The sequence below is a fragment of the Streptomyces sp. NPDC107471 genome, from assembly GCF_055582845.1.
In genome coordinates, this window is the sequence record NZ_JBVJPC010000015.1 from 96,746 (window position 1) to 121,374 (window position 24,629).

The following is a 24,629-nucleotide window of genomic DNA, read 5'->3' on the forward strand; positions in this document are numbered from 1 at the left end:
TCACTGGTGCGCCAGCCGTTCGCGCACGGCCCTGCGCAGGACCTTGCCGGCCGGGTTGCGTTCGAGGGCGTCGGCGAAGTGGAAGGCGATCGGGAGTTTGTAGTCGGCGAGGCGTTCCCGCAGGAACAACAGCATCTGTCGTGGGGTGGGCGCGGTGTCGCCGCGCGGGACGACACAGGCGTGAACGGCCTCCCCCCACTCCGGGTGGGGCAGACCGACGACAGCCGCGTCCGCCACCGCGGGGTGCTCGCACAGCGCCTTCTCCACCTCGGCGGGGTAGATGTTCTGCCCGGCGACGATGATGGTGTCGTTGATCCGGTCGCACACGAACAGGTAGCCCTGTTCGTCGAGGTAGCCGGCGTCGCCCATGAAAAGCCAGCCGTCCACGAGCGTGGTGCGGGTGGCGTCCGGCAGGTTCCAGTACTCCAGCATCGTGGACGGGGCCTTGACGCAGACCTGGCCGATCTGTCCCGGGCCGAGGGTGCGCCCCTGCGCGTCGACGACCTTCACTTCGTTGCCGGGGCACGGCCGCCCCGCGGAGCGAAGCAGGGCGCTGCCGGGACGGTGGTCGGCGGGCGGCAGGCAGGCCGCGACGCTCACGGTCTCGGTACTCGCGTAGATCTGCGCGAACTCGCAGCCGAACACGTCCAGGCAGCGCAGCAGCAGCGACTCGGTGATGGGCGCGCCGCCATAGGCGATCTTGCGCAGGGAGGTGAAGGCGGAGCGGTCGGCGTCGCGTTCGTCGAGCATCATCTGCAGCATGGACGGCGCCGCGAAGGTGGTGGTCACCCGATGTTCGCGGATCAGCCGTACGGCCTCCTGGGCCACGAAGGCGCGCATCACCACGTTGGTCAGACCGGCGTTGAAGCCGTGCATGAACCAGCCGATGCCGGCGGTGCCCAGCCCTGGCAGCGAGATGAGGCTGACGTCGTCGGGGTACCAGTCCAGCCATCGCACACCGGCCGCCCGCTGGGCCGCGGGCAGGGTGAAGAAGCCGCGGTGCGGGACCACGGCCCCCTTGGGGCGGCCGGTGGTGCCACTGGTGTAGATCTGGACCACCGCGTCGTCCGGCCGGACGGTGACGTCCGGGTCGCTGTCGGGGGCCCGGGACCACCAGGCGCGCAGTCCGGCACCCGGATCGTCGTCGCCGGGCCGGTCGACGACGACGATCTCACGCAGCCGGGGCAGCCGGGGCCGCAGCCGCTCCACCCGGTCGTGGAACTCCGCGTCGACGAAGACGACTTCGGCGTGGGCGTCGCCCAGGATGTGGTCGATCTCGGAGGCGGTGAGTCGCCAGTTCACCGGTACGAGCACGGCGGCGGCCTTGGCACAGCCGATGATCGCGGTGTAGTAGTACTCGGACTCGCGGCCCAGGTAGGCAACCCGGGAGCCGCGTACCGCACCGGCCGCGCGCAGGGCGTGCGCCACGCGGTTGGAGTCGCGGTGCAGCCGACCGTAGCTCACCGACCGGTCCTCGCAGCGGATGGCGGGGTGGCCGGCCCGGTCCCGGGCGTGTGCCGCGGAGCTCGCGACGAGGGTCCAGTCCTGATCAGTCACGGTGCGCCTCCAGTTGTCCGCAGAGGAAGTCCGCCAGGTCCCGGGGCGAGGGATGGTCGAAGGTGAGCGTGGCGGGCAGGGGCACCCGGAAGACCTGCTCCAGAGCCGTCTTCACCTGCAGTGCCATCAGCGAGTCGAGGCCGAGGGAGACGAAAGCGGTGGTCAGCTCCACCTGTTCCGGGTCGTCAGCCTGCAGGGCCGCGGCGACCGCCTCACGCACCACCCGGTCGACGGTCTCCCGGCGTTCCTCCTCGGGTTTGCCGAGAAACGCCGCCCGGTCGAAGCGGTCGTCGCCGCCAGGACCGCTGCCGTCGACCAGTTCGCTGAACAGGGCGTTGTCGACCATGCTCGGTGCGACATAGGCGTTCCAGTCGAACCAGCCGGCCACGTAAGGGCCTTCGGGGCGGGCGAGGAGCTGCTCGAAGAGCCGCAGAGCGCGGGACGGGGAGAACATCCGGACGCCGCTGCGTTCCAGCTCGCGGCCGAGGTTCTCGTCCAGCCGGGCGGACATGCCCACCCCGCCCCACGCGCCCCAGTTGACCGACAGGGCCGGCAGCCCGGACCGGCGGCGCAGGGTGACCAGATGGTCCAGGAACGAGAACGCGGCCGCGTAGTGCGCCTGGGTGGCGCCGCCGAGGACGGAGGCGATGGACGAGTGGACGAAGAACAGGTCGAGTTGAGGGCTTTCCAGGGCGATTTCGTGCAGCAGCCAGCCGCCGTACGCCTGGGCCGCCAACTGGGCGTCGATGTCCTCCCAGGTCATCTGGCCGATGAGGGACTTACCGGCGGCACCGGCCGCGTGGATGATGCCGCCCAGCGGCACCGGAACCTCGGCCAGTTTCTGCCGCAGCCGGGCCATGTCGGCGGGTGCGGAGACGTCGGCGCGTTCGATGGCGACGTCGGCCCGTGCGGCGAGGTCGTCGAGGATCGCGGCGGCCTCCGGGGTGGGTGTGCCGCTGCGGCTGACGAGCAGCAGATGCCGGGCGCCGAGGTCCACCAGAGATCGCGCGGTGACCAGTCCGAGTCCGCCGAGACCGCCGGTGACCAGGTAGAGCCGGTCAGGCCGGATCTCGACCGGCGCGTCTACGCCGGACCGGCGCAGTGCGGGCTCCGATCCGTCGTCGGTGTCCTGTGGGCGACCGGGCCACGTGATCACGACGTGCCCGTCGATGCCGGTCTCGGCGGCCTCGCAGGCCTCGGCCAGCTCGTCGATGTCGTAGCCGCGCACCGGCAGCAGGGGCAGGTCGCCGCGCCGGAGGGCGTCGGCGATGCCGTCCGCAGCCCCGGGTTCCCATGCGCCGGGCCAGGGCTCGACGGTGACGGTCCGGCCACCGGCGGCGAGGCAGCCGGCCACCACGGCGGGCAGCGGCTCGTCCGGAACTCCGACAAGCAGGTCGGCCTGGGGTGCCCCGGCGAGCGACGACGCCTGCGGGCCCGCTGTGGTGTCGTCCAGGTGCAGCACCTCGTGAGCACCCAGGTCTCGCAATGCCCCTGCCTCGTCGGGTTCCGCGGTGACGTACACCTCGGCGCCCGAACACGCGGCCAGGCCCACCACCGCGCGCACCGCCGCCCGGTCGCCGCCGTGCACCAGGACGCGTTCGCCCGCGGTGAGGCCGGCCCGAGTGATCAGCGCATGCCGGGCGGCCATGTACGCCGCGAAGGACGCCGCGACCTCGGGGGAAACGTGCGGTTCGGGCGCGGCTGCCGCCGAGGTGCCGGAGACCGTCACGGTGCCCCGCAGGGTGCCCTGGTGGGCCACCACGACCTCGCTGCCGACGGCGCACGCGGCCGCGGGTCCCGCAGCGACAACGGTGCCCGTGCAGCCCGATCCGAGGGTGGCCGGGGCAGCCGTGCCGGTACGGCGTGCCAGAACCGCCGCCCGGACCCGGACCTGGATCTGGTCGTCGGTGGGCGGCACACTGTCGGCGGGCACCAGACGGGGCTGCCCTGACTCGTCCGGCGGTGGTGCGACCGCCTCGAACTCACCTTCCCAGGCGGGACTCGAGCGGCCGGGCAGCAGCCGCCGCACATGGCGCTGTCCGTCGCGGTAGGCGAGCTGGTGATCGCCGTCGTCCGGGGACAGCAGAGCCTCGACGAGGTACCGGAGACCCTCACCGTCGGCCGAGGGGAGATCCACGAGGGTGGCACGGGTGCGGGGGTTCTCGTTGAGCAGGACGTGCCCGAAGCCCCACAGCATCGCGGCGGCCGACTGCTGCGCCCCGTCCGGCTCGTCCCCCGGCAGCCACTGCGCCCGCGCGGTGACCAGCCACAGGCGGGGCGTCCGGGACGGGTCAACACCGGTCACGGCGGTGACCGTGTCCAGGAGCCGGCGGAAGTTGTGCTCGCACTCCGCGCGCAGCCGGGCGTGCTCGAGCGGTCCGGACGAGTCGGAGGGCGGCTGCCAGAACCAGCACAGGTCGGTGACCGGTTCGGCGGGCGCGGTCCGCTGTCCGGGGGCGTCACCGCCGAGCAGGGAGGGCAGTTCCTGCGGCCGGTCCAGTTCGGTGATGTACAGCCCTCGCCGGGCGGCCTGCGCGGTCAGCGCCTCGACCTGCTCGCCGGGTGCGCCCAGCAGCACCACGCGCCGGCCGGCCGGGTCGGCGGCCCCGGCCGCGGAGCGGCGCAGCCAGCGCTGCCGGTGGAGCAGCGAGGGCATCTGCTGCGCGGGCAGCGCCGCTCGGTACTGCACGCCGGTCAGCACGGCGACTGGCGCCTCCCCGTCCATGATGAGCAGGTCCGCGGTGCGCCGCCCGGCCCCTGTTCCGGTGACCCGGGCCACGACGCTGAGCCGTACGCCACGCGGTTTCTTCAGCATCTGGAACGTGCCCAGGCCGACCGGTGTGAAGGCGGGGCCGGTGTCGTCCAGGACGACGGCCGTGAGCAGTGCGCACTCCAGCACATCGACGGGCAGGTGCTCGGTGAGGCCGGCGCGACGCGGGGTGAGGTCAGCGACGAGCGTGCCGTCCTCGTGCCGTGCGATCTCGGAGATCATGCCGAACCGCTGGGTGTCCCAGCCCACGGCGGCGAGATCGGTCAACACGTCGGCGCCGCCGGTCCGGTCACGGACGGGGCCGGCCGGGAGAGGGGGCTCCGGGGATGTGAGGCGCGGGGCGGACGGATCGAGCACCGCGGTCGCGTGCAGGTTCTCCGCGTCGGCCGGTCCGCTGACCACCTCGGCCTCGGCACGACCGTCGGGGCGGGGCCGCAGCCGGGTGCGCACCGTCGTCGCGCCGTCGCCGGCGGGCCGCAGCGGGGCGTGCAGCACCACATCCCGTACGGCGGCGTGGGTATGCCCGTACACCGCGTCCTGCAGGGCGAGCAGCAGCTCGGGGTACGCGGCCGGTGAGAGCGTCGCGCTGTCGCCGTTACCCGGGGCCGCCGGCTGCCAGAAGGGGGCGTCGGGAGCGTACCGTGCGGTGAACTCGCGTACGGTCGACTGCTGTTGGGCGGTGGGTTGAGCCGCGTCCGGTGTGGTCTCCTGGCCCAGGAGCGGATGGACCGCTGGGCCCTGGTCGGCGCGGGCCGGCCCGGTCAGGGGCAACCAGTACCGCTTGCGTTCGAAGGCGTAGCCGGGCAACTGTGTCCGATCGGCCGGCCGCTGCCCGGCATACACTCCCGCCCAGTCCACCGGCGCTCCGGCGGCGTACAGGTCGGCGAGCGCCCGGAGAAGGGCTTTCTCGCCGCCGTCCCGGCGGCGCTGGCTGGTCACCCAGTGGTGGCCCTCGCCGAGGACGCTCTGCCGGGCGAGCGCGGTCAGTGCGGCAGAGGGGCCGATCTCCAGGAAGGTGTGGCGGCCGCGCTTCTCCACCGCCCGGACGCCCTCCATGAAGTGCACGGGTTCACCGATGTGGCGCACCCAGTAGTCAGCGGTGGCGATCTCGGAGTACGTGGCGACGCGTCCAGTCAGGTTGGAGACGATCGGCGTGGACGGCTGGTGGAAGGTGATGTCCGCCATGACCGCCCTGAAGTCGTCGAACACCTCGGCCATGAGCGGGGAGTGGAACGCGTGGGACACCGACAGGCGTTCGGCGCGGATGCCGCGCTCGGCCAGGTCCTCGGTGAGCTGCTCAAGTGCCGCCGCGTCTCCGGAGACCACGCACTGCCCCGGCGCGTTGACGGCCGCCACGGCGAGTTCGGGCCGCAACGCGAGCATCGGCCCGATCTCCTCGACGGGCAGGCTGACGGCGGCCATACCGCCGGGGGCCCGGACGGACTGCATCAGGCGGGCGCGAGCGGCCACCAGCGCCACCGCGTCGGGCAGCGTGAACAGCCCGGCCACGGTGGCCGCGGCCACCTCGCCGATGCTGTGCCCCAGAACGACGTTGGGTTTGATGCCCCAGGAGATCCACAGCCGCGCCAGCGCGAACTCCAGGGTGAACAGCGCGGGCTGCGTGTACTGCGTGCGGTGGATGTCGTCGGCGGCCGTCTGCTGCGTCAGCAGCGCACGTACGGACCGGTCCAGATGCCGTGCGAACAATTCGTCGCAGGTGTCGACCAGCTCGCGGAAGACCGGTTGGCGGTGGTACAGGTCGGCGGCCATCCCCGCGTACTGGGCGCCCTGGCCGCTGAACAGGAACGCGGTCTTGCGGGGCGCCGCCGTGTGGCGGCGGGTGTCGTCGGCGAGCCGGGCGGCGAGCAGTCTGCGCACACCCGCGACGTCCTCGACGACACCGGCCAGTCGGTGCCCGAAGTGTGCCCGGCCCGTGGCCGCCGTGCGGCACAGCGACCGTACGTTGTCGGCGTCGTCCCTGCCGGACAGGAAGTCCAGGTAGCGTTCCGCCTGCCGACGCAGCCCCGCCTGGCTCTTGGCCGACAGCGTGAAGACCGCGGGCCCGGCAGTGCCGGGCGCCGGCTCGGTCTGTTCCGGCGTGGGCGCTTCCTCCAGGACGGTGGCGGCGATCGTGCCGGCGAACCCGAAGCTGTTGACGACCGCCCGCTTGGTTCCCTGCGGCCAGGGTTCGCACTCGGTGGGGATCCGTACCGGATAGGTGTCCCAGGGGATGCGCGTGGAGGGAGTGCGCAGGTTCAGGTGCGGATAGACCGACCCGGAGCGCATCTGCAGCACGGTCTTGATCACGCCGACGATGCCGGACGCGGGTTCCATGTGCCCCAGGTTGGTCTTCGCCGAGCCCACGAGCAGTGGCGCGTCCTTGGTGTGCGACTCGGCGAACACGTCGTTGACGGCGCCGAGTTCGATCGGGTCGCCGATCGGTGTGCCCGTACCGTGTGCCTCCACGTACTGGATGTCCGCGGGGGCCAGCCCGGCGGCCGCCAGTGCCCGGCGGATGACCCGCTCCTGGGCGGGGCCGTGCGGCACGGTCAGTCCGGCGCTGTCCCCGTCCTGGCCGATGGCGGTCCCGCGTACCAGGGCGAGGATCCGGTCACCGTCCCGGCGGGCGTCGGCGTACCGCTTGAGCACCAGCATGCCGCAGCCCTCGGCACGGACGTACCCGTCGGCGTCCTCGTCGAAGGTCTTGCACTGCCCGTCCCGGGCCAGCATCTGACCGTGCGAGAACATGACCATGATGCTCGGGTGGTGCAGCACGTTGACGCCGCCGCACAGAGCGATGTCGCATTCCCCGAGCCGCAGACCCTGAACTGCCATGTGCAGCGCGCTGAGTGAGGAGGAGCAGGCCGTGTCCAGGCTGACGCTCGGCCCACGCCAGCCCAGGAAGTACGACAGCCTCCCGGACAGCGGGAAGAGTGTGATGCCGGAGGCCAGGTGGCCGTCAAGTGCCTCATAGGGCAGCGCGCCCATCTCCAGTGCGTAGTCGATGGAGCTCGCCCCGACGTAGACGCCCCCGTTGCCCCGGCGCAGCGCGGTCGGGTCGATGTTGGCGTGCTCCAGGGCGTGCCAGGCGGTCTCCAGGACCAGCCGCTGCTGGGGATCGACGTACTGGGCCTCTTTGGGCGAGATGTTGAAGAACGGCGCGTCGAACAGGTCGATCCGGTCGAGGAACCCGCCGCCCGCAGTGTGTATCTTCCCCTTCTCGTCCGGGGTTTCGGGGCGGAAGGCCGCCGCCTCCCAACGGTCCTCGGGCAGCGGGGCGATCCCGGAACGGCCTTCGCGCAACAGCTCGTCGAAGTCGTCGGCCGACTCGCATCCGCCCGGGAACCGCAGCCCGACCCCGACGATGGCGATCGGATCGGTGCCCTCGGCTTCGCCAGTCATGTCGTCCCTTCCAGCCTTGTCGATCTCAATGTCGATCTCGGTCATTGCTCGGGCGCGGCGGCGAGGAGCCGCTCGCTGAGATGAGTGACGAGCTCGTCGATTGTGGGCTTGTTGAAGAGCAAGATCGCGTCGATGCCGACGTCGAGGGCGTCCTCCAGCCCCTTGCGCAGGCCGCTCAGGTGCAGGGAGGTCAAGCCCAGGTCGAAGAAGCTGATGTCGAGGGCCAGTTCCTCTTCGTCACCCATGAGCAGCACCTGCTTGAAGCGCGCCACGACGAGCGTCTCCAGTGCGTCCCTCAGGTCCGCCGGGGGAAGGTCACGCATCCGCAGGCCGATGCTCCGGGGTTCTGACATGCCGGTCCACCCGTTCCGTGGTGAAGGGCGGAAGTCCCGCCCGGCGACGTTCGCTATGCCTGGCGATCGAAACAGGGCAGGCTGATGTCCCGCTGATCCAGAGCTGACGACGACGGGGCGGCCTGTCCGGGGGCGCCGCCGCCCTCACTCGTCGGGCGGGACAGGCGGGGACCGTGCGGTACGCCAGTCAGGGCAGCGTCAGCGGACGGTCAGCGGGCCAGGATCGAATGGCGGTCCGGGTGGCGCCTCCGTGTCCGACCTCCGATCCCGACGCCCCCACGCCGACCCGTCGTGCGGGGCGACACCGCAACGGAATCTTCGTGCACCGCGTCGACCCGGTCGACCGCACCCGGGTCAGAGGCGGGGCGCCCGGCCGGAAGGCGGGGACCGGTCGTGCGACACACGGCCATGTGTGCACGGCCCCGGCCCCGCCACGGCTCTCCCTGTTCTGGAGTCCCCATGTCCACCTGTGGTTCCCCAGCCCCACCCGGTCGACTTGGTACCGGGCACATCCTCGTCCTCATCGTCGCCGCTGCCGCCCCGCTGTCCGCGATGGTCGGGACCGTTCCGCTGGCCTTCGCCTTCGGTGACGGGGCCGGCGTGCCCGCGGCGTTCCTGTTCGCCGGCGTCACCCTCCTGTGCTTCTCGGTCGGGTACGCGGTCAGCGCGCGCCGAACCGGAGCGTCAGGCGGGTTCTACGCATCCGTCGCCGACGGCTTGGGGCGCCCGCCCGCCGTCGCGGCCGGGTACCTGGCGTTGCTGTCCTACAACTGCGCCACCATCGGGCTGGCGGGCGCGCTCGGATACTTCGCCCGGCTCGTGCTGGCCGCCCACGGGGTGGCCGTGTCCTGGGAGTGGTGTGCGGCCGCCGGGCTGGCATTGACCGCCGTGCTCGGATACCGGGAGATAGCGCTCAGCGCCCGGGTGCTCGCCGTACTGATGCTCGGCGAGATCGGCGTGCTGGCCGCGTTGGACGTCGCCATCCTCGTCCGGCACGGGCTGCATGCCCTGCCTGCCGCCTCGTTCTCGCCGCACGTCGCGGCCGGACCCGGGGTCGGGGTCTCCCTGATGTTCGCCTTCGTGTCCTTCATCGGCTTCGAGTCCGCCGCCTTGTACGGCAGGGAGGCGCGGGACTCCCGGCGCAGCGTGCCCCGCGCCACGTATGTCGCGGTCACCCTGATCGCCGGTTTCTACGCCCTGACCAGTTGGCTGGCGGTCGGGGCGATCGGCACCGGGCAGGTGCGGGAGGTCGCGCGCAGGCAGATGGGCGACCTGTTCTTCGTGCTCGGCAACGGCCTCCTCGGCACGGCGGGCGGCACCGGGCTCCAACTGCTGCTGTGCACCAGCCTGTTCGCGGCGACGCTGGCCCTGCACAGCGCTGCCAACCGGTACACGCAGGTCCTCGCCGACGAAGGGCTGCTGCCGGGCGCCCTGGCCGCCAGGCATCCCCGGCATTCCTCCCCCCACCGGGCGAGCCTCGCCCAGAGCGCGCTGACCACGGTGGTCGTCGGCGCGTTCGCCCTCGCAGGTCTGGATCCGTACGCCGACCTGACGACCAGCATGCTCGGCCTCGGCACCCTGGGCATCGTCGTCCTGCAGGCTCTGGCCGCGCTGTCCGTGCTCGGGCTGCGGCTGCGTACCGGCAGTGGGCACTGGTGGCGGACGGCTGTCGCCCCGCTGCTCGGCTTCTGCGGACTGTCCGCCTCGGTGTGGCTGGTCGTCAGGAACTTCGACATGCTCACCGGCTCCCCGTCCCCCGTGATCGCCGCCCTGCCCTGGCTGCTGCCGCTGGTCGCGCTCGGCGGCCTGTTGCACGCCGTCCGGCTGCGCACGGCACACCCACCGCGCTACCGCCGCCTCGGCACCGCTCACCTCGCGGCACTCACCCCGGCATCCTCCTCCGCACCGACGGGACAACGCCATGCATGATCCTCACGAACTCCTCGAGGCGGAAGCCGACGCCGTACGGCGCCTCGCCCGCCGCCGCTTCGATCTGGACCCGGACGCCCTGAGGGAGGCGCTGCGCGTCCGCTCCCAGGCACAGGCCGAGGTCACCCGGCTGCGCACTGAACTGAAGGCCCGCACGCGCCGCTTCGACCCGCCGACACAGGCGGAGAAGGAGGCCGCGCGCGTGTTTCGGGTTGAGGTCCAGGAGGCGGAGACCGCCCTGCGCACGGCCGCCGCCGCGCTGACCGGGCTGCTGCTCGGCATCCCCAATCTGCCGCTGGACTCGGTACCGGACGGGGCCTCCGAGAAGGAGGCAGTGGAGGTACGGCGGGGCGGCCCGGCACCGCGTCCGGCGGCCGGGGCCCGCCATCACGCCGACATAGGCGAGTCGCTCGGCATCCTGGACTTCCCCGCCGCCGCGAAGCTGTCCGGTGCGCGGTTCGGCGTGGTCCGGGGTGCCGGGGCACGGCTGGAGCGGGCGCTCGGTGACTTCTTCCTCGATCTGCACACCCGCGAACACGGTTACCTGGAGCAGTCCGTCCCGTTCCTGGTCAACCGGGACACCATGACGGGCACCGGCCAGCTCCCCAAGTTCGAGGAGGACCTGTTCCGCACGCAGATCGGCGAGCGGGAGCTGTTCCTGATCCCGACGGCCGAGGTGCCGCTGACCAACCTGGTCGCTGGAAAGGTGCTGCACGACCGGGACCTGCCGTACGCCTTCACGGCCCGCACCCCCTGCTTCCGTGCCGAGGCGGGGGCTTACGGCCGGGACACTCGCGGTCTGCTCAGGCTGCACCAGTTCGAGAAGGTCGAGCTCGTGCGGATCTGCGCGCCGGAGAAGGCACCGGAGCAGTTGCGGCTGATGGTCGGGCACGCCGAGGAGTGTCTGCGCCGACTCGGACTGTCCTTTCGGACCGTGCTGCTGCCCGCGGGCGATCTGGGCTTCTCGGCGCGGATGACGTACGACATCGAGGTGTGGTTGCCGGGCGGCGGCGCTTACCGGGAGATCTCCTCCGTCTCCGATTGCGGCACCTTCCAGTCCCGTCGGGCCGACGTGCGGGTCAAGCGGGACGATGGCCGCAGGACGCCGGCGGCCACCTTGAACGGCTCGGCCCTGCCGATCGGCCGCACGGTGGCCGCGCTGCTGGAACAGGGAGTGCGGGAGGACGGGTCCGTGGTCCTGCCGGACGCGCTGGTGCCCTACACCGGGTTCCGTCGGATTCTGCCAGGCGGCGGCACCGAGTGAGCACGGTCGAAGGCGGCGGAGGGCCACCACCTTGATCGTTTTGCGCCGGTGCGCCACCAGTAGGCACCGATCGCACAGGGCCGTCACGCAGATCCGGCTGCTGAGCGAAGCGGGGCATGCTCGCGGACCTCGACGTCATCGCCACCGAGCCGGACGCCAACGGACCGCGCACAACGCTCGGCTGGGACCGTCCCCGCCGAGCGTCTGCATGAACTCCTGTCGAGGTCAGGCGGAAGCCTGCGCGCGCAAGCGCTCATCGAGGGAGCTGACCAGCGCATCGGCGGCCCTCGCGACCTGCGGGTCATCGGGGGCGGCGATGATGGCCATCAGATGCTCGATCACTGCGTGCTGGAGCTCTTCGGTCGACTGGCTCATTTCAGCGTTCCCCTCTTGGTGACGGTCGGTCAGAAGGCGCGGCAGGCACGGAAGATGTGAGCGAAGCCGGCCAGAGATGCCTGCGGGCCGTCGAAGGCGACGTATTCGGGGATGAGCACGTCGGGTCCCCACTTCTGTTTGTACGAGAGCTGCGTCTGTGCCGGGTACAGCGCCGCGCCCTCGGCCCACAGGGCGCGCATCAGCCACTGGAAAGCGGGGCTGCTCCCGTCGACCTCGTGGTCCGCGTCGAGGCCGGTGAACGGCGTGAATCCGAAGTGCAGCCAGGCAACGCCCTCGGCCCGGAACACCTCGATGGCGTGCGCGTTGATGGCCTCCATCAGCCCCGGCGAGCCTTCCGGTATGCGTCGGCTGAGGTCATGCATCCAGCCGGTCCGGGAGCCGTAGACCGGCGAGTACGAGATGTAGGCGACCGGTGCGCCATCGATGGTGCCGATGAACAACCGTCGGTGCGCCTGGGCCGTGCCACCGATCTGGCCGACGAGGAACTCCAGTTGCTGGGCACCGCCCTTGGAGCCCAGCCATGCCTTGTCGATGGTTTCGATGGCCTCCCCCACCTGGTCGGCGTCCGCCTCCCGAATGGTCAGGCCGTTGCGATGGGCGCGGGAGATCTTGTTGCGCAACTGCATGAACTTGGTGCCGCGCAGACTGAACTCGGCGAGACTCACCGCCCAGGACGCGCCGACCTGGTTGACGCTGAAGCCGCGGCGAGCGTAGCGCTCGGCGTCGGCGCGCTGGAGCTGGACGCCGACGAGGCTCAGACCTTCGTCCCGAACATGACGCCGGAAGGCATCGAGGAGGGTGCCGTAGTCCTCCTCGGCAGCGAAGGGACCGCCGAACTGCACTGCCCAGCGGCCGGTGCGGCGGTAGACGACGACACCGTCCGTGCCCGGTACGGCGAAAGCACTGTTTCCGCTGTTCAGCGCCAGGAACGAACTCGGGTTCTCACTCGTGGTGTGCGCGCGTATCGCTTGCAGAATACGGTTGCTGATGTCTGCTTCGGTGGGTGTCGCGATCATTCCCGTACCCCTTTCGGGAGCGTTTCTTCAAAAGGGCGCCGAAAGCAGTACAGCATCCCAGGCTATACGGGAAAAGGCTCGCCGGAAACTGATTCACCCACGTCAGAGGCATGTCAGCGCCCCATCAGCGAAGCCTGCCAAGATATTGGGTGGGGATTCAGAATCCATCGGCTGACCCCCGAAGAAGTCGCCGCAGAGAAAATTGCCGAGGAGAACCGGGTGCGGGGCAGCCAGGGGCGGACGGTCCGCGATCGGCTCAATTCCACGGGATGGGCACCCGCGCATACACCGAGCGCTCGGCCCGCGCAGGAGTCACGAGGCCGACGCGTCCGTCCCGCGGGCGCGCTCCTGCGCACATGACATGTCGTCACCGATCTCGATGAACCCGGGACCACTGACCCTGGATCCTTCACAGGCGCTCATGCCGGGTTCGGCACCCATATCCGGCACCAGCAAGCCCCCTTGCAGGCAGGCTCGTTGAGGGCGTCATCAACTGGCGCTGGACTGGCGCCGATTCGGGCGCAGACCGCCCGGGCCCGCCAGGCCGGCAGGGGCACGGCTGTGGTTCCGGGCAGGCCGGCGCGCGGCTCTGCCCGTGCCTCAGGTGGAGACCGGGAAGCGGTCGGGAGCGAGCGCGGCGAGGACGGAGTCGATGACCAGCTCCGTGGACGCCGCCATGTCGACGGCCCCGGGGTCCAGAAGCCACTGCGTCTGGAGCCCGTCCATGACGGCGATGACGGCGTTGGCGGCATGCCGTACGCGGGCCTCGTCCGCCTCGCCGAGCCCGCACGCCTCGGTCATGGCCTCGGAGACGAAGGCGCGCAACCCGGCGTACCGGTCGCGGAAGTAGCCCTGGGCCGGGTGGTCGTCGGTGACGGACTCGGCCGACAACACCGCGTAGAGCCGGACGATGCCCTCGCGCTCGGCGTTGCGGTACGCGGTGTCGACGAGGTGCCGCAGAAACCGTAGCCCTCTCGGCCTCTGGGTGCCCAGTTGCTCGATGTCCGTCTCGTCGCGCAGTTCCAGGACGCTGGTGAGCAACAGCGACTTGGAGCGGAAGTAGTGCAGGACGCCTGCCTGGGTCAGCCCGACGCGGTCGGCGATCTCGGCCAGGGAGGCGTTGTTGTAGCCCCGCGCGGCGAAGGTGTCCATCGCGATGCGGAGGATGTCCTGCTGCCGGCGTTGAGCTTCGGCACTGCGAGGGACGCGGGGCCCGCTTCGAGCGCCACGTCCTGCTCCGCTTACTGACTGGTCAGTCACTCGCCCCAGCCTACGCCGACCTCGCCCGCCCACGGATGATCTTTTCACCTTCGCCCAGCATTGTGACGCAGACCACTTACTAAGTACTTAGTAGGTGTGCTTTCATGACGCCGTCATCCTGCTGGAACCCTCGGTCGACCCCCGTAAGGACCCGCATGCCATCCCCTGTCGCCATGAGCGATCGCGCCGGGCAGGGAACCACCCGGCGAGCCGTCAGCGGCCTGCACCGACGACACCCCGGACGCGGCACGTACGACCCGCGCCCCGCCGTCACGCCGGACGTCACGGTCGCCACCATGGCCGGCCCCACCGACCCGACCGGGGCGGACGGTTCACCCCTCCCCCAGCACCGGGCCCTCCGGCACGAACGGCCTCTCCCGCACAGCCGCGAGTGACGTCCGTGGCCCGCACGGGCCGCAGCGGCACCCCTGCCCTGATCGCCCGACCGGCCGGCAGCACCGTTCCGGTTCGGCGCACCGAGTGCACCACCCTTCGAGCCCCGATCGGCTCGCATCCTCCCCGCACGCCACGGCGAGCCGGTCGGCACCCCCCACCTGTCACCGACCCGAAGGAGAACCGCACCGTGTCACACCGCAGCAGAACAAGTCCGACACGGACCGGGGCCGGCGCCCTGGCCCTGGCTCTCGCCGTCACCGGTCTCGGCTTCCTGGGCGGCGAAACCGCGCAGGCCGCCGACCCCGTCGCCCAGGTGTGGATCACCACGCCCGACGGCTCCCGCAAGCTGAGCGCCGACGGCAGCCTGGCCTTCAACAGTTCTCCGCAGGGCATCGACCTGCGCATCGACGCGAACCAGAGGGGACAGCGCTACACCGGGGCCGGCGCCTCGGTCACCGGCGCCTCAGCGCACCTCATACAAGGACTCCCGCAGGACCGGCGCAGTGACCTCATGCGGTCCCTGTTCTCCACCTCGGGCGACGGCATCGGCCTGTCCTACCTGCGCCAGCCGCTCGGCAGCAGCGACTTCGACGCGACGAACACCCCGCACTCCTACGAGGACACGCGCGGGCAGTTCTCCATCGACCGGGACAGACAGGAGATCATCCCGGTCGTCAAGCAGGCCCTCGGGGTCAACCCGTCCATTCGCCTGATGGGCACGCCCTGGTCGCCACCGGCGTGGATGAAGACGAACAACTCACTCAACGGCGGCAGCCTCAAGCCCGAGAACTACGGCGACTTCGCCGACTACCTGGTCAAGACGATCAAGGCCTACGGTCAGGAGGGCATCACCCTCACCGACCTGACGGTGCAGAACGAGCCGGAGAACCCCACGAGCTATCCCTCGATGTCGATGACCTCGGCACAGCAGGCCGACTTCATCAAGGTGCTCGATCCCAAGCTGACGGCGGCCGGCCTGCCGACCAACATCCTGGCCTTCGACCACAACTGGGACCACCCGAACTACCCGCTCGACGTCTTCTCCCGTACGGCCGGGATCAACCGCGTGATCGGTGCCGCCTTCCACTGCTACGGCGGCAGCCCCTCGGCGCAGCAGCAGGTGATCAACGCGGGCAGGCGGGTGTTCTTCACCGAGTGCTCCGGCACCGACAGCAGCAACCCAGCCGGCACCTTCGGCGACAGCCTGCGCTGGCAGGCCGAGAACCTCGTCGTACAGAACATGCGCAACGGCGGCGAGACCGTGGTGACGTGGAACCTCGCGCTCGACCAGAACGGCGGACCGCACCAGGGGCTCTGCGGCACCCGTTGCAACGGCGTCGTGGAGATCGCGGGCGGCAACGTCAACCGGGGCGCTGAGTACTACTCGCTCGGCCACATCAGCAAGTTCGTCAAGGTCGGCGCGACCCGGATCGGCTCCACCAGCCAAGGCGGCGGCGGTGTGCAGGACGTCGCCTTCCAGAACCCGGACGGTTCCCGTGTCGCGTACGTCGTGAACATCTCCGGCAGCGCCCAGCGCTTCTCCCTCACCGACAACGGCCGGTCCCTCGCCTACACCTTGCCGGCCGGTGCCGTGGCCACCTTCGTGTGGAACCCGGGTGACGGCGGCTCCACCGGACCGATCGACTCCAGCACCTGGTACCGAGTGACCAACGCCGGCAGCGGCGCCTGCCTGGACGCCGCCGACTGGGGCACCGCCAACGGCACCGCCCTTCAGCAGTGGACATGCGGCGACGGGGCCAACCAGAAGTGGCAGTTCCGGTCGACCGGTGACGGCTACTACCAGGTCGTCAACCAGCACAACAGCAAGTCCTGGGACGTCGACGGCGGCACCGGGGCCACGGCCGACGGCACCAAGGTCCACCTGTGGGACTACGTGGGCGGCACCAACCAGCAGTGGCGTCCCGAGTCCATCGCATCGGGTGGGTACCGCTTCGTGACCCGGCACAGCGGAAAGTGCCTGGCCGTCGACGGCGGCTCCACCGCCAACGGGGCCAAGCTGTCCCAGCAGACCTGCTCCGGCTCGACGTCCCAGTCGTTCGGCCTGACCGGCTGACGTCCAACAGCGGGGCCGGCCCATGGGCCGGCCCCGCTCCCTCGCTGGGGCCTGCGGAACCTGTGTTGCATGGCATCCGCGCCGCCTGCCCCGGTCAGGGACGAACTCGGGGTCCATGGGTCTCCTACGATGGCCCAAAGCTGGCGGTGACCCTCAAGGACGAATCAGAACATGCGCGTGCTCCTGGTCGAGGACGAAGAAGACCTGCGGGATGTGATCTCGGCCGGCCTGAAGGACGCCGGGTACGCCGTCGACACCGTGTCCGACTGGCCGGAAGCGGACATCCTGCTCGACCTCGCTCCGTACGGCTGTGTGGTGCTCGACCGCCTGGTGCCGTCCGGGGACACCCTCCGCCCTCTCCGAGAGCGCCGCCGCCGCGGCTGGACCACGCCGGTCCTGTGCCTCACGGCCCTGGACGAAGTGCCGGACCGTGTGGAGGGTTTCCGTTCCGGAGCAGACGACTACCTGGTCAAACCGTTCGCCATGGTGGAACTGGTGCTGCGCGTGGGCAGCCTGGTTCGCCGGGCACCGGAGCGGCTGCCCGTGCATCTGCGCCATGCCGACATCGAGTTGGACGAGGCCCGGCGCGAGGTACGCCGCGCCGGCGTTCTGCTGTACCTGACCCCCAAGGAGTACGCGGTCCTGCACCGGCTCCTGCTGCACCGGGACGAGGTGGTCACCCGTACCTCGCTGATAGATCACTGCTGGGATCAGATGGCCGACCCCGTCTCGAACGTCGTCGACGCGGTGGTGGCGGGCCTGCGCCGCAAGCTCGGCCCACCCGTGCTGATCCAGACCGTGCGCGGTCACGGATTCCGGCTCACGGAGCCGTCATGACGAAGGTGCCGCCCTCCCCGGCCCGACGGCGCCTGAGTCGCCTCCAGCTACGGCTGACCCTGGCGTACACGCTGATCACCCTGGCCGGTGTAGGCGCGCTCTCCTGGCTGGTGATCCGCACGGACGGACGGTCCTGGCAGGCTGCCGAGTACGAGGAGATGCGCCGTCGGGCGGCGGTGACGGCCTCGCTGATCTACTACACCGACGCCGGGATCCAACTCGACGGTCTGTACGACGACGAGGCGACCAGCGGCCGACCCCAGGTGCTCGTGCTCCAGGTTCGCAGCGGTGGGCTACGGCGGGTGTTCGTCTCACGGGGTCCCGTGGCCGACGTCGAGGCGGGCGCGGTCACCCGGGTGGCACGCGCTGCGATGAGCCACGACGACACCGTGCGAACGGACGCCCGCACGCATGCGGGCCAGCCGGTGTACCTGGTGGCGCTGCCCTTCTACCACGACCGGACACAGGAGACATCGGGCGCCGTGGTCGTGGTCGGCGACCCCACGAAGGGGCAGGCCGAGCACCGTCGGCTGGTGCTGGCGGTGCTGTCGGGTTCCGGTCTCCTGGTGCTGCTGGCGGCCGTGACCGGACATGTACTGTCCGGACGGAGCCTGCGTCTCGCGGCGGAGGCGCTCGACGCCCAGGAACGACTGCTCGCGGACGCGGCACATGAACTGCGCACACCGGTGGCCGTGATGCGCGGCTCGGTGGACCTCGCGGACGCCCACCCGGAGCGGCTGCACGCGCACCTGCCGCGCCTGCGGAGAGCCACGGACCGGATGACGGACGTCGTCGACAACATCCTCACCCGCGGCCGACTTCAGGCGGGGAACCCGTTCCGTCCCGTCCCGCTGCGCCTGGACCAGCTCGTCGAGCAGGTCTGTGAGGAACTGCCGCCCTCCCGGCACACGGTGACGCCGCACCTCGACCCCTCGGTGGTGACCGCCGACCCGGAACTGGTGCGGACAGCGGTGCGCAACCTGCTCGCCAACGCACTGCGGCACGGCCGAACCCCAGGCGACCCACAAGACCGGGCCGACGTGGACGTCACTGTCAGCGGCGACACGGTGACGGTGGCCGATCGGGGCGTCGGCGTGGATCCGGACTCTCTGCCCGGTCTGCTGGTCCGGTTCCGGTCTCCCGGTGGCGGCACCGGCATCGGGCTGTCGCTGGTGCAGGAGGTCGCGACCGCGCACGGCGGAGACGTCACCGTACGGCGGCGGCCCGACGGCGGTACGGCCTTTGTGCTCACGCTGGGGCAGGCGCGCCGGCCGACAGGACGCCGCCGCACACTGCGCCGGTCCCCTGGCCGGGGTACCGCCTCATGAATTCCTCACGGTTCCCCGCTCAGGATGTGTGTGTCAGTACGTAACTTGCGCAGGAGCCCCTATGTCGAACCACGCGTCCCTACCCTTCCACCGCCGCAAGAGCACCATCGTCGCGGGGGCTGTCGGCGCGGTAATCGCCGTGGGAGCCGGTGTGACCTTGTCCAACGTCTTCGCGGCAACGACGGACGCGAAGACGGCCCCGAAGGTGGTGCTCCCCACGGCCGACGCCACGTTCGACTATCAGATCGGCGGCGCCTACAGCCCGGCGAAGGGCGTGACCGCAGTTTCACGCGACCGGTCCGCCAAGCCCGTGAAGGGTCTGTACAACGTCTGCTACATCAACGCGTTCCAGGCACAGCCCGACGCACTGAGCTGGTGGCAGAAGAACCACCCCGACCTGATCCTGCGCGACAAGGACAAGCGTCCGGTGATCGACGAGGACTGGAACGAAGCGCTCCTGGACACGTCGACCGCGGACAAGCGCACCCGGCTCGCCGCAGTGATCGGGCCGTGGGTGGACGGCTGCGCCAAGAGCGGCTTCCAGGCCGTGGAGCCGGACAACCTCGACTCCTACGAACGTTCGGGCGGCCGCCTGACCAAGGCGCACAACGCGGCTTTCGCCAAGCTCCTGGCCGGCCGGGCGCACGCTGCGAGCCTCGCCATCGGGCAGAAGAACACCGTCGACATGCTCACGGACCGCACGAAGATCGGTTTCGACTTCGCCGTCGCCGAGGAGTGCGGTGAGTACAACGAGTGCGGCGACTACGCCAAGGCCTACACGAATCGCGTCTTCGTGATCGAGTACGGCAACGGCGGCTTCAGCAAGGCCTGTTCGGGCTTCGGCACCAAGCTCGGCATCGTCCAGCGCGACCGCGACGTCGCCCCGCGCGGATCCGGTGGCTACACCTTCCGGACCTGCTGAGGCGGGAACTCGCACCTACGAGTCCGTCTGCATATCCGGCCCGGGGCGGCACTGCACCTCTGCACACGGACAAGCGGACCCGCACACCCCATCCCCACTGATGAATCCACACGGCGCGAGGATGTCTCCGCCCCGCGGTACGAGTGTGAAAGGTACGGAAATCCGAGCATGAGCAGTGATCTTCGTCTTGCCGGCGGCCGGAACGAAGTGAATGGTGAACCGGGGCTGATGTCGTCCGACTCCAGCTATTCACTCTCGATCGCCACCCCCGACGAAGTCCTCGAGGCACAGCAGTTGCGCCATGACGTGTTCGCCGCCGAATTCGGCACCCAGATGTCCAGCCTGGCCGGCGGGCTCGACGCAGACGCCTTCGACGAACACGCTGACCATCTGATCGTGCGCGAAAACCGCAGCCGTAAGGTCGTCGGGACGTACCGCATGATGCCCCCTCGATGCGCGGCGCTGGTGGGCGAGCGGTTCGGAGACCGGACTTTCGATCTCGACCCCCTGCGCCCCATTGCCGCGGATCTGGTGGAGACCGGACGCTCGTGTGTGCATCCCGACCATCGAAACGGTGCCGTTATCACTCTGATCTGGAGCGGTATCGGCCGATACATGCGAAACACCGGGCATCGGTGGCTGGGCGGCTGCGCTTGGGTCTCTCTCCGAGGCAACACGGACGCCAACCCGGCCACCTGGAAAACCGTGCGCGAGAAGTACATGGCCCCGCCCGAGTTCCGGGTCGCCGCGCTCGAGCTGCCGGCGGGCCAGGGCCTCGTTGACATCGACGTCGACGGTCTGGTCGTACCGCCGTTGTTGCGCGGCTACTTGCGGTTGGGTAGCTGGGTCTGTGGCGAGCCCGCGTGGGACCCGGATGCGAAAGTCGCTTCCTTCTATGTACTGCTTTCCCTTGACCGGATGAATCCGCGTTATCGCCGCCACTTTTTCGAGTAGCACGCCGACCGGAGACGCCCTTTAACGTGCTCCGTGTCTGTGCTGAGCTCGGCCCGCCGGATGCGCATCCGGCGGTAGGAGCGGCCGCTGCACGCGGTGCTCTCAGCCACTTCCGTCGCTGATCTCGCGCAGAAGGTCTCCGTACTCCGATGGCCCACGCACAGAACGAGGACGACCGCTCTTCGCCTCGACGACAATTCCGGGGCTGCCACCGAATCTTGGCCTGCCGTTCGGAGTTGCTGGAGCCACGGTAATGGAAAAAAGATAGAGACCGGACCTTGAGAGGCCTCGAAACCGCAACCCCCACCGCAGGTCACCATGTGTGGGAAGGTTCCAGGATTCCAATTCTTGCGCAGCGAGTAGGGCAGCAGCCTCCAGGTTGATCATGGCGCCGTCACTTACGTTGATCGCCCGCTTCCTCAGGCCACCCCAAGTCGGGCGTCTTCGGTTCGGCGTGCCACCAGTTTTCCCGGCGCGAGCCGTTCCCCACTCTCGGTGATGAAGGCGAGTTCCGCGACGGTTTCGTCGTCGAGGGTCGTGAAGCGGGGTGAGGTGCCGTCGGTTTGGGGGCGGTGGGTGCGGCCCCAGTCCGCCAGAGCGGCGATGACGACGTTCAGTGCGCGGCCCTCCTCGGTGAGGACGTATTCGTGCCTGCTCCGCTCACCCAGCTCCTGGTAGACACGGCGCTCGAAGATCCCTTTCTCGACGAGGGGCTCCAGCCGGTTGGACAGGATGTTGGGCGCGATCCCCAGGGCATCGCGGAACTCCTGGAACCGCGTCGACCCGGCCACCAACGCCTCGCGGATGATCAGTACGGTCCAGGCGTCACCCAGGACTTCGAGTGTGCGGGCGATGGAGCACGTCGAGTCTTTGCCGAGCGTCTTGGGCATGCCAGTCAGTCTACTGGATGAGTTGCACACCGCTACTCAGATCGAAGGGCGGCGCGACCCTCGCGCGGACCAGCGTCGGCCCGGTCCGCTGAGCTGGCGGTGCTCGCCGGACCGTCCCCTCCCCCCAGCCAGCAGGCCGTGGCCGACCTCAGACCGATGACCGCGGCACTCGCTCCGTCGTAGACCCGAGCAGACGGACCACCGGACAGCCCCACCGACTTCGCGGGCTCAGCGAGCCCCTACCCGACGTCGACTCCGATCCGAGCGACGCGCCACCCGTGTCCGGAATCGTGGGATGGCGGTCCGTTCACGCGGTGGGCGACGGGTCCGGTCACCCGAACACTGGAATCGCTCCAGTCAGCGCGAGGTCGTGGACACCTGGTGCCTGATGTCGTGGCAGGGAGGTGAGGTGGTGCCTGGTGTCGGTCGAGGACATGGCGAAGCGACTGCGGGACGCGTCCCTTCGTGTCACCGCGCAGCGCACAGCCGTGTTGGACGTACTGGAACGGCACCCGCACTCCGACGCCGGGTTCATCGCCCGCGCCGTACGGAACGTGATCGGGGCTGTGTCGCTCCAGGCCGTCTACGACGTGCTGGCCGCACTGGGAGAGGCCGGACTCGTGCGCAGGTTCCAGCCCGCCGGATCGTCCGCCCTGTTCGAGCTGGGTCCCGCTGACAACCATCACCACCTGGTGTGCCGCGTATGCGGTGCCGTCGCCGATGCCGAGTGCGTGACGGGGACACAGCCCTGTCTGACGCCGTCGGTCACCGCGGGTTTCACAGTCTCCGAAGCCGAAGTGGTGTTTTGGGGGCGGTGTTCGTCATGTGTCGGCACCGGCGCCGTCACCGACGACGCGTGACTTGAGCACCCGCTCCGCCCGTCAACTCAAGGAAACGACATGCCCTTTGAAGAGAACACCGAACCGCTGACCACAGCCGCGGGTGCGCCCGTCACGGACAACCAGAACAGCATGAGCGCCGGCCCCCGGGGCCCGCTGCTGCTGCAGGACCTGTGGCTGATCGAGAAGCTCGCCCACTTCGACCGCGAGGTCATCCCCGAGCGGCGCATGCACGCGAAGGGATCCGGAGCGTTCGGCACGTTCCGGGTCACGCACGACATCTCCCGGTACACGAAGGCGGCGATCTTCGGCGAGGTCGGCAACACGTGTGAGATGTTCGCCCGTTTCTCCACCGTCGCGGGCGAGCGTGGCGCCGCCGACGCGGAGCGCGACATCCGTGGTTTCGCGCTCCGCTTCTACACCGAGGAAGGCAACTGGGACGTCGTCGGCAACAACACACCCGTCTTCTTCCACCGCGACCCGCTGAAGTTCCCGGACCTCAACCGCGCCGTCAAGCGGGACCCCCGTACCAATCTGCGCGACCCCGAGAACAACTGGGGGTTCTGGACGAACCTGCCCGAGTCGCTGCACCAGGTCACCATCGTCATGAGCGATCGCGGAATCCCCAGGTCCTATCGGCACATGCACGGTTTCGGCTCGCACACCTACAGCCTGATCAGCGCCGCCGGTGAACGGCACTGGGTCAAGTTCCACTTCCGCACGCAGCAGGGCATCGAGAACCTGACGGACGAGGAGGCGGCTCAGGTCATCGCCCACGACCGCGAGTCGCACGGACGTGACCTGTACGAGGCGATCGAACGCGGCGACTTCCCGAAGTGGACCCTCTTCGTCCAGATCATGCCGGAGTCCGACGCGCACACCTATCGCTTCCACCCCTTCGACCTCACCAAGGTGTGGAGCAAGAAGGACTACCCGCTGCTGGAGGTCGGCGAGTTCGAGCTCGACCGCAACCCGGAGAACTACTTCGCCGACGTCGAGCAGGCGGCCTTCACCCCGGCCAACCTCGTCCCCGGCATCTCCTTCAGCCCGGACAAGATGCTCCAGGGACGGCTGTTCGCCTACGGTGACGCCGCCCGTTACCGGGTCGGCGTCAACCACCACCAGATCCCGGTCAACGCTCCGCGCGCCGCCAAGCTGGTCAACACGTATCACCGCGACGGGGCGATGCGCGTCGACGGAAACCAAGGTGGCGTCCCGGGTGTGGAGCCCAACAACTTCGGCCGGTGGGCCGAGCAGCCGGGCTACGCCGATCCTGCCCAGGCCGTCGGTTCGACGGCCGACCGATTCGACTTCCGGGCGGACGACGACGACTACTTCACCCAGCCCGGCGACCTGTTCCGGTCGATGACCGCCGAGCAGCAGCAAGCGCTCTTCGACAACACCGCACGCGCGATCAAGGGCGCACGAGCCACGACCGTGCTGAAGCACATCGAGAACTGCACCAAGGCCGACCCCGCCTACGGCGAAGGTGTGCGCAAAGCCTGCGAGGCCCTCGGGGCGCTCTGACGCCCTCAAAAAACGCAGTCGCCACAGCGAAGGACGGCCGGCCGTGCCCTCGCACGTGGCCCTCATGTCCGTATCTGTGGGCTACCCGTCCGTTCGGACACTTTCCGAAGCGGGACAAATGGGCGACGGTGGAGGTGAGCCGGAATGAACGATTCGTACTTCGGCCTTTCACATCGGGAGACGCCAATGACCGAGACAATCGCCGGGATCACCGTCCCGGACACCCGCCTGGTCCGTGAGGCCACCGCGCTGGTGCGCCAGTCGGCCGACGACACGCTGTTCCACCACTCCCGCCGGGTGTTCCTGTGGGGGATGCTCAAGACCGCGGTCCGCGGACGCGAGGTGGACCCCGAGCTCGCCTACGTCGGCGGTCTCTTCCATGATCTCGGGCTGACGGCCGACCACCGCACGAAGGACCGCCGCTTCGAGCTCGACGGCGCCGAGGCGGCGTACGGCTTCCTGCGCGACCACGGCCGCAGCGAGGAGGAGGCGCGCAACGTGTGGCTGGCGATCGCCCTGCACACCACGCCGGAGGTCCCCCTGCACCTCGCGCCGGAGGTCGCCGTCGTGACGCTCGGCGTCGAGACCGACGTGCTCGGCCTGGAGCTGGAGCAGATCACCCCGGAGCAGCGAGCGGAGGTCGTCGCCGCCCACCCGCGGCCGGATTTCAAGAACCGCATTCTCCAGGCCTTCTACGACGGTATGGCCGATCGGCCCGACACCACGTTCGGCACCATGAACGACGATGTCCTCGCGCACTTCGACCCCGGTTTCCAGCGCAAGGACTTCGTGACCGTCATCCGGGCGAACGCCTGGCCCGAATGACCTGGCCCGAATGAGATGATCGCCGACCGGCTCGGCACTGTCGCGGGGTCCGGGCGTCGAGGGATGCCACAGCCAGGGAAAGGAGCGGGT

18 protein-coding genes are annotated in these 24,629 nt (G+C 69.9%); 11 read left to right on the plus strand and 7 right to left on the minus strand.

Going from position 1 to position 24,629, the window contains the following annotated elements; genetic code table 11:
• Genes ACZ66S_RS36575 through ACZ66S_RS36585 form a run of 3 tightly spaced genes read right to left on the minus strand, consistent with a single transcriptional unit; the run spans position 1 to position 8,082 of the window.
• Positions 1-1,557, minus strand: coding sequence for a long-chain-fatty-acid--CoA ligase (locus ACZ66S_RS36575; protein WP_469905881.1), 1,557 nt, complete (start codon positions 1,555-1,557; stop codon positions 1-3).
• Positions 1,550-7,729: an SDR family NAD(P)-dependent oxidoreductase gene (locus ACZ66S_RS36580; RefSeq protein WP_469905882.1), complete on the minus strand. Its 6,180-nt coding sequence runs from the start codon at positions 7,727-7,729 to the stop codon at positions 1,550-1,552. Before ACZ66S_RS36580 ends, ACZ66S_RS36575 begins: the two co-directional genes overlap by 8 nt.
• Before the next feature lie 41 nt (positions 7,730-7,770).
• Positions 7,771-8,082 (minus strand): acyl carrier protein, encoded by a 312-nt coding sequence (locus ACZ66S_RS36585; RefSeq protein WP_469905883.1) that lies wholly within the window; start codon positions 8,080-8,082, stop codon positions 7,771-7,773.
• A gap of 459 nt (positions 8,083-8,541) precedes the next feature.
• On the opposite strand from ACZ66S_RS36585, the gene ACZ66S_RS36590 reads away from it, so the two are divergent.
• Positions 8,542-10,011 carry an APC family permease gene (locus ACZ66S_RS36590; RefSeq protein WP_469905884.1) on the plus strand — a complete coding sequence of 490 codons (1,470 nt, stop codon included), beginning with the start codon at positions 8,542-8,544 and terminating at the stop codon, positions 10,009-10,011.
• Complete coding sequence (serS, locus tag ACZ66S_RS36595) at positions 10,004-11,275, plus strand: serine--tRNA ligase (protein WP_469905885.1); 1,272 nt, start codon at positions 10,004-10,006, stop codon at positions 11,273-11,275. Before ACZ66S_RS36590 ends, serS begins: the two co-directional genes overlap by 8 nt.
• A 225-nt stretch (positions 11,276-11,500) precedes the next feature.
• On the opposite strand, the gene ACZ66S_RS36600 is transcribed toward serS, so the two are convergent.
• The 3 genes from ACZ66S_RS36600 to ACZ66S_RS36610 all read right to left on the minus strand — a co-directional run bounded on the left by ACZ66S_RS36600 (position 11,501) and on the right by ACZ66S_RS36610 (position 13,947).
• Entirely contained in the window at positions 11,501-11,650 is a 150-nt protein-coding gene (locus ACZ66S_RS36600; RefSeq protein ID WP_469905886.1) for a hypothetical protein, read from the minus strand.
• 29 nt (positions 11,651-11,679) lie between these two features.
• Entirely contained in the window at positions 11,680-12,687 is a 1,008-nt protein-coding gene (locus ACZ66S_RS36605) for a DUF2156 domain-containing protein (RefSeq protein ID WP_469905887.1), read from the minus strand.
• 600 nt (positions 12,688-13,287) lie between these two features.
• On the minus strand, positions 13,288-13,947 hold the full coding sequence (locus tag ACZ66S_RS36610; protein ID WP_469905888.1) for a TetR/AcrR family transcriptional regulator: 660 nt from the start codon (positions 13,945-13,947) through the stop codon (positions 13,288-13,290).
• Positions 13,948-14,120: 173 nt separating this feature from the next.
• Here ACZ66S_RS36610 and ACZ66S_RS36615 point away from each other — a divergent pair, with 173 nt between their 5' ends.
• From ACZ66S_RS36615 to ACZ66S_RS36640, 6 genes are all read left to right on the plus strand, one after another.
• Positions 14,121-14,342: a hypothetical protein gene (locus ACZ66S_RS36615; RefSeq protein ID WP_469905889.1), complete on the plus strand. Its 222-nt coding sequence runs from the start codon at positions 14,121-14,123 to the stop codon at positions 14,340-14,342.
• A 188-nt stretch (positions 14,343-14,530) separates the two neighbouring features.
• Positions 14,531-16,417, plus strand: coding sequence for an RICIN domain-containing protein (locus ACZ66S_RS36620; RefSeq protein ID WP_469905890.1), 1,887 nt, complete (start codon positions 14,531-14,533; stop codon positions 16,415-16,417).
• 171 nt (positions 16,418-16,588) lie between these two features.
• Positions 16,589-17,254 (plus strand): winged helix-turn-helix domain-containing protein, encoded by a 666-nt coding sequence (locus ACZ66S_RS36625; protein ID WP_469905891.1) that lies wholly within the window; start codon positions 16,589-16,591, stop codon positions 17,252-17,254.
• Positions 17,251-18,582 (plus strand): sensor histidine kinase, encoded by a 1,332-nt coding sequence (locus ACZ66S_RS36630; protein WP_469905892.1) that lies wholly within the window; start codon positions 17,251-17,253, stop codon positions 18,580-18,582. The genes ACZ66S_RS36625 and ACZ66S_RS36630 overlap by 4 nt, the downstream gene beginning before the upstream one ends.
• A gap of 61 nt (positions 18,583-18,643) precedes the next feature.
• Positions 18,644-19,504: an endo alpha-1,4 polygalactosaminidase gene (locus tag ACZ66S_RS36635; protein ID WP_469905893.1), complete on the plus strand. Its 861-nt coding sequence runs from the start codon at positions 18,644-18,646 to the stop codon at positions 19,502-19,504.
• Positions 19,505-19,732: 228 nt separating this feature from the next.
• A complete protein-coding gene (locus tag ACZ66S_RS36640) occupies positions 19,733-20,458 on the plus strand; it encodes a GNAT family N-acetyltransferase (protein ID WP_469905978.1) in 726 nt (241 codons plus the stop codon).
• A gap of 419 nt (positions 20,459-20,877) precedes the next feature.
• Here the strand turns inward: ACZ66S_RS36640 and ACZ66S_RS36645 are convergent, their stop codons facing one another.
• Positions 20,878-21,348, minus strand: a complete 471-nt coding sequence (locus ACZ66S_RS36645; protein ID WP_469905894.1) for a winged helix-turn-helix transcriptional regulator — start codon at positions 21,346-21,348, stop codon at positions 20,878-20,880.
• Positions 21,349-21,767: 419 nt separating this feature from the next.
• On the opposite strand from ACZ66S_RS36645, the gene ACZ66S_RS36650 reads away from it, so the two are divergent.
• The 3 genes from ACZ66S_RS36650 (at position 21,768) to ACZ66S_RS36660 (ending at position 24,539) form a co-directional block, all read left to right on the plus strand.
• A complete protein-coding gene (locus tag ACZ66S_RS36650; RefSeq protein ID WP_469905895.1) occupies positions 21,768-22,208 on the plus strand; it encodes a Fur family transcriptional regulator in 441 nt (146 codons plus the stop codon).
• Between the two features lie 39 nt (positions 22,209-22,247).
• Complete coding sequence (locus ACZ66S_RS36655; protein WP_469905896.1) at positions 22,248-23,714, plus strand: catalase; 1,467 nt, start codon at positions 22,248-22,250, stop codon at positions 23,712-23,714.
• A 186-nt stretch (positions 23,715-23,900) separates the two neighbouring features.
• Complete coding sequence (locus ACZ66S_RS36660) at positions 23,901-24,539, plus strand: HD domain-containing protein (protein WP_469905897.1); 639 nt, start codon at positions 23,901-23,903, stop codon at positions 24,537-24,539.
• Positions 24,540-24,629: the final 90 nt, after the last annotated feature.